The organism is Staphylococcus sp. GDY8P47P (genome assembly GCF_016892225.1).
Taxonomy (GTDB): domain Bacteria; phylum Bacillota; class Bacilli; order Staphylococcales; family Staphylococcaceae; genus Staphylococcus; species Staphylococcus borealis.
The window spans coordinates 1-2,139 of record NZ_JAFENV010000044.1 but is presented as its reverse complement, the minus strand read 5'-3'; the positions used below and the strand labels follow the sequence as shown (position 1 = coordinate 2,139).

At 42.7% G+C, this 2,139-nt stretch carries 1 protein-coding gene; it reads left to right on the top strand.

The annotated features are described in order from the left end of the window. Positions 1 to 2,139, top strand: a 2,139-nt coding sequence (locus JVV30_RS12580; protein WP_204194331.1) for a DUF1542 domain-containing protein, incomplete at both ends; no start/stop codon positions are given.

Here is a 2,139-nt window from a genome sequence, read left to right as displayed (position 1 = left end):
AACTGCTAAAAACGCGATAGATCAAGCGACAAATAACACAGGCGTAGATACTGCTAAATCTTCAGGTGTAGACGCGATCAATCATATTCAACCAACGGTTGTTAAGAAAGACAAAGCAAAAGCAGCAATCGATAAAGCAGCGCAAGCAAAGAAAGCAGAAATCGATCAAACACCAAACGCTACAGATGAAGAAAAAGCAGCAGCAAAAACGAAAGTCGATGAAGCAGTGAATAGTGCGAAGAACGCGATAGACCAAGCGACAAATAATGCAGGTGTAGACACTGCTAAATCTTCAGGTGCAGACGCGATCAATCATGTTCAACCAACGGTTGTTAAGAAAGGCGAAGCGAAAACAGCAATCGATAATGCAGCGCAATCTAAGAAAGCGGAGATCGATCAAACACCAAACGCAACAGATGAAGAAAAAGCAGCAGCCAAAGCGAAAGTCGATGAAGCAGTGACAACTGCTAAAAACGCGATAGATCAAGCGACAAATAACACAGGTGTAGATACAGCAAAAACAAACGGTGTAGATTCAATCAACAATGTGCAACCAACGGTTGTTAAGAAAGACGAAGCAAAAGTAGCAATTGACAAGGCAGCCGAAGCAAAGAAAGCAGAAATCGATCAAACGCCAAACGCGACGGACGAAGAAAAGGCAGCAGCGAAAGCGAAAGTCGATGAAGCAGTGACAACTTCTAAAAATGCGATAGATCAAGCAACAAATAACACAGGCGTAGATACTGCTAAATCTTCAGGTGTAGACGCGATCAATCATGTTCAACCAAGTGTTGTTAAGAAAGATGAAGCGAAAACAGCGATTGATAATGCAGCGCAAGCAAAGAAAGCAGAGATCGATCAAACACCAAATGCCACAGATGAAGAAAAAGCAGCTGCAAAAGCAAAAGTTGATGAAGCAGTGAATAGTGCGAAGAATGCGATAGACCAAGCGACAAATAACGCTGACGTAGATACTTCAAAAACCAACGGTGTAGATTCAATCAACAATGTGCAACCAACGGTTGAGAAAAAAGCACAAGCAAAACAAGCAATCGATAATGCAGCGCAAGCAAAGAAAGCAGAAATCGATCAAACGCCAAACGCGACAGATGAAGAGAAGGCAGCAGCGAAAGCGAAAGTCGATGAAGCAGTGAATAATACGAAAGCAGCAATAGACCAAGCGACAAATAATGCAGGTGTAGATGCAGCAAAAACAAACGGTGTAGATTCAATCAACAATGTGCAACCAACAGTTGAGAAAAAAGCACAAGCAAAAACAGCAATAGATGAAGCAGCCCGTGCTAAAAAAGCAGAAATCGATCAAGCACCAAACGCAACGGACGAAGAAAAAACAGCGGCAAAAGCGAAAGTCGATGAAGCAGTGACAACTGCTAAAAACGCGATAGACCAAGCGACAAATAACGCAGGTGTAGACACTGCAAAAACAAACGGTGTAGATTCAATCAACAATCTCCAACCAACGGTTGTTAAGAAAGACGAAGCAAAAGCAGCAATTGACAAAGCAGCCGAAGCAAAGAAAGCAGAAATCGATCAAATACCAAATGCGACAGATGAAGAAAAGGCAGCAGCCAAAGCGAAAGTTGATGAAGCAGTGACAACTGCTAAAAACGCGATAGACCAAGCAACAAATAACGCAGATGTAGACACTGCTAAATCTTCAGGTGTAGACGCGATCAATCATGTTCAACCAACGGTTGTTAAGAAAGACGAAGCAAAAGTAGCAATTGACAAAGCAGCCGAAGCAAAGAAAGCAGAAATCGATCAAACGCCAAACGCGACGGACGAAGAAAAGGCAGCAGCCAAAGCGAAAGTCGATGAAGCAGTGACAACTGCTAAAAATGCGATAGATCAAGCAACAAATAACACAGGCGTAGATACTGCTAAATCTTCAGGTGTAGACGCGATTAATCATGTTCAACCAACGGTTGAGAAAAAAGCACAAGCAAAACAAGCAATCGATAATGCAGCGCAAGCAAAGAAAGCAGAAATCGATCAAGCGCCTAACGCAACGGACGAAGAAAAAACAGCGGCAAAAGCGAAAGTCGATGAAGCAGTGACAACTGCTAAAAACGCGATAGACCAAGCGACAAATAACGCAGGTGTAGACACTGCAAAAAC